Raw genomic sequence first — 3,800 nt, forward strand, 5'->3', positions numbered from 1 at the left:
TATCCTTTTTCAAACGGATAGTTGATCGTTGGTTTTGGTTTAAAGAAATAGCGCATCGCCAAAAAGAATGTCGAAACGAACTCTTTGAGCAATAGCGAATTGAGAAACTGTATGGCTCGCATTATTGTTTCCCCTTATGCCACGCCGCCATGCCAACCCCAGCCCGTAAGCTGAAGGACAAATGCAACGGCAAAAATCATTACGATGGAAATCGGCAGGAATACTTTCCAGCCCAAACGCATCAATTGGTCATGGCGATAACGCGGTACGATGGCTTTCACCATCGCAAACATGAAGAACACCATGCAAGTCTTGATGATGAACCACACAAGACCCGGAACCCACGTGAATGGGGCAATGTCCAGTGGGGGCAACCAGCCACCCATGAACAGGATCGTCGTCATTGCGCACATCAAAACGATGGCCACATATTCACCCAACATGAACATCATGTAAGGGGTGGAGCCATATTCAACCATGAAACCGGCAACCAGTTCAGATTCAGCCTCTGGCAAATCAAATGGAGGACGGTTTGTTTCGGCCAATGCCGAGATGAAGAAGATCACGAACATTGGGAACAATGGGATCCAGAACCAATTCAGGAACGACGCCCAGGGTATGCCCAGCATATGCGCCAAGCCCATATCACGTTGTGCCACCACAATGTCGGTTAGGTTCAATGAACCAACGCACAATAGAACGGTGATGATCACAAAGCCTAGCGAGACTTCATAAGAAACCATTTGCGCCGCAGAACGAAGAGCGCCCAAGAATGGATATTTTGAATTCGAAGCCCAACCACCCAAAATCACGCCATAAACGCCAAGCGACGAAATCGCCAAAACGTAAAGCACACCAACGTTCAAGTCGGCCAATGCCCAACCTTCATCAAGCGGAATAACCACCCATGCCGCCAAAGCAACCAGCACAGTGATTAAAGGTGCCATCAAAAATAGCACTTTGTCTGCACCAGCGGGAATTACCGGCTCTTTGAACACAAATTTGAGCAAATCGGCAAAGCTTTGCAGCAAACCAAATGCGCCAACCACGTTGGGTCCGCGCCGAATTTGAACTGCTGCCCAAATTTTTCGGTCAGCCAACAAGAAGTAAGCAACGAAAATCAACAGCACGACAAGCAACAACAAAGCTTTGTAAACAAAGCCAACCATTGTGCCCCAACCAAACATCGGCACGCCGAGCAAATAATCCAATGCTAGGAGTATCCAGTCCCACATAATCTTACTCCGCCGCCTCGTTTATGCCACCAGCTGCCAATTGCGAACACTCGGCCATAACAGCTGAGGCCCGCGCAATTGGGTTGGTGAGGTAAAAATCATTGATTGGGGTGTTAAGCGCTGCAGATTTGATTTTGGCAGGCACTTTCGCCAGTTTCTCAATTGCTTTGCCGTCTTCTTGTGCTGGTGCATCAATGTCCGCAAAATGCGGATATTGCGCAATCAACTCAGAACGCAACTGATGCAAATTGTCGTAAGGCAGTGGCGCGCCAAGATGAGCAGACAATGCCCGAAGGATCGCCCAGTCTTCTTTAGCTTCACCAGGACCAAACACAGCGCGCGATGCACGTTGCACCAAACCAGCGGTGTTGACGTAAGTTGCGTTCTTCTCGGTATATGTCACACCCGGCAAAATCACGTCCGCTGCATGTGCGCCAACATCGCCGTGTGAACCGATATAGACAACAAAAGCGTCTTTATAAGCTTCAGCGTCAATATTGTCGGCACCGAGCAAGAACACAACGTCCAATTCGCCTTTCGCCGCAGCTTTGTCCATGCCCGCACGGTCAAGACCGCCCTTAGCTGGTACAAATCCAACATCCAAACCGCCAACCCGCGCTGCAGCATTGTGCAAAACAGCAAAGCCATTCCAGTCCGCACTCAACGCGCCGCTATCTTTGGCAATGGTTGAGGCCAAGCCCAAAACATCTTTTGCAGCAGGTCCGGTCAAAGCCCCCTCGCCCACAATAATCAACGGACGCTCTGCTTTAGCCAGTGATTTCGCGAATTTCACATCACCCGCAGCCACAGCTGCAAGGCTTTCTGTGCCCGCACCTAGATATTCATAGTCAAACTTGAGATCTGCTTGCTCACCAATCACACCGATCGGCATGCCAGTGGCGCGCCAAGCTTTGCGTATCCGCGCATTCAAAATGGCTGCTTCTTTACGCGTGTTCGATCCAACGATCAAAATCGCGTCTGCATCTTCAATGCCAGCAATGCCGGGGTTGAAGATATAGCTTGCGCGACCATTTGAAGGATTGAGCACTGACCCCGCAGGGCGGCAATCAAGACTTGGGGCACCCAATTGGCTCATGATGCCTTTGAGCGCAAACATTTCCTCAACGCCTGCGAGATCGCCAGCGATTGCAGCAATCTTATCAGCAGAGGTTTTCTTAACAGCACGAGCAATCGCTGCAAACGCATCGTTCCAGCTCGCAGCTTGCAGCTTGCGACCTTTCTTGACGTACGGCTTATCCAAGCGCTGTGATTTCAAACCATCCCAAATGAAACGTGACTTATCGGAAATCCACTCTTCGTTCACCGCTTCGTTGATCCGAGGCATAATCCGCATGACTTCGCGACCACGGCTATCAACACGAATGTTTGAACCAACAGCGTCCATCACGTCGATGCTTTCGGTCTTATTCAATTCCCAAGGACGGGCCGTAAATTCGTAAGGTTTAGAGGTCAAAGCACCAACAGGGCAAAGGTCAATCACATTGCCTTGAAGTTCAGACGTCATTGCCTGTTCAAGATAGGTGGTGATCTCAGCATCTTCGCCGCGACCAATTAGACCAAGTTCAGAAATGCCCGCCACTTCGGTTGTAAAGCGCACGCAACGTGTGCAGTGAATACAACGGGTCATGATGGTTTTCACCAACGGACCGATATACTTATCTTCAACCGCGCGCTTGTTTTCTTGGTAGCGCGAATTGTCCACTCCATAAGCCATGGCCTGATCTTGCAGATCACACTCGCCAGCTTGGTCACAAATTGGGCAATCAAGCGGGTGGTTGATCAGAAGGAATTCCATCACTCCTTCACGTGCTTTTTTAACCATTGGCGTATTGGTGAACACTTCAGGTGCTTCACCGTTCGGCCCAGGGCGCAAATCGCGCACGCTCATGGCGCAAGAAGCAGCAGGCTTTGGCGGCCCACCCTTCACTTCAACAAGGCACATGCGACAGTTACCTGCCACAGAAAGCCGCTCGTGATAACAAAAACGAGGAACCTCTGCGCCCGCTTCCTCACACGCCTGCATTAGCGTGTAGTGGTCGGGGACTTCGATTTCCTGTCCGTCTACTTTAATATTGGCCATACTTGCCGCCCTATTCCGCTGCGATGGATGGAACAGCACCATCCGCTTTGGCATTGTGGGTGTATTGATCAATCCGCTCTTCAATTACAGGGCGGAAGTTTTTGATAAGACCTTGGATCGGCCAAGCCGCCGCATCGCCAAGCGCGCAGATCGTATGACCTTCAACTTGCTTGGTAACTTCAAACAGCATGTCGATCTCACGCTTTTGCGCTTCGCCGCGTACCATGCGTTCCATCACACGGTTCATCCAGCCCGTACCTTCACGACAAGGCGTGCATTGCCCGCAGCTTTCGTGTTTGTAAAATGCTGAAAGGCGCGCAATGGCTTTGATGATGTCCGTGGACTTGTCCATAACGATCACGGCAGCCGTACCAAGCGAAGATCCAACTTCACGAAGCCCGTCAAAATCCATGATTGCATCACGCATCTTGTCGCCCGGCACACAAGGAACGGATGAACCGCCA

The 3,800-nt window shown here is 50.7% G+C and carries 3 protein-coding genes and 1 pseudogene; all 4 read right to left on the reverse strand.

Annotated features, from left to right (window positions below; all coding sequences use genetic code 11):
* Nucleotides 1–122: pseudogene (locus Q0231_RS10020) on the reverse strand (NADH-quinone oxidoreductase subunit I); the annotation flags it as partial.
* A 12-nt stretch (nucleotides 123–134) separates the two neighbouring features.
* Entirely contained in the window at nucleotides 135–1,187 is a 1,053-nt protein-coding gene (gene nuoH / locus Q0231_RS10025) for an NADH-quinone oxidoreductase subunit NuoH (RefSeq protein WP_299347539.1), read from the reverse strand.
* A 52-nt stretch (nucleotides 1,188–1,239) separates the two neighbouring features.
* Nucleotides 1,240–3,336, reverse strand: a complete 2,097-nt coding sequence (nuoG, locus tag Q0231_RS10030) for an NADH-quinone oxidoreductase subunit NuoG (protein WP_299347535.1) — start codon at nucleotides 3,334–3,336, stop codon at nucleotides 1,240–1,242.
* Nucleotides 3,337–3,346: 10 nt separating this feature from the next.
* The coding region (locus Q0231_RS10035) for an NADH-ubiquinone oxidoreductase-F iron-sulfur binding region domain-containing protein (protein ID WP_299347537.1) at nucleotides 3,347–3,800 on the reverse strand (454 nt) is incomplete at its 5' end.

This window comes from uncultured Maritalea sp. (assembly GCF_937139385.1).
In the GTDB taxonomy this organism is placed as follows: domain Bacteria; phylum Pseudomonadota; class Alphaproteobacteria; order Rhizobiales; family Devosiaceae; genus Maritalea; species Maritalea porphyrae_A.

Excerpts from the sequence above, each read along its gene's own strand:
- nuoH (WP_299347539.1), bottom strand. The coding sequence starts at position 1,187 with ATGTTTGGTTGGGGCACAATGGTTGGCTTTGTTTACAAAGCTTTGTTG.
- nuoG (WP_299347535.1), bottom strand. The coding sequence starts at position 3,336 with ATGGCCAATATTAAAGTAGACGGACAGGAAATCGAAGTCCCCGACCAC.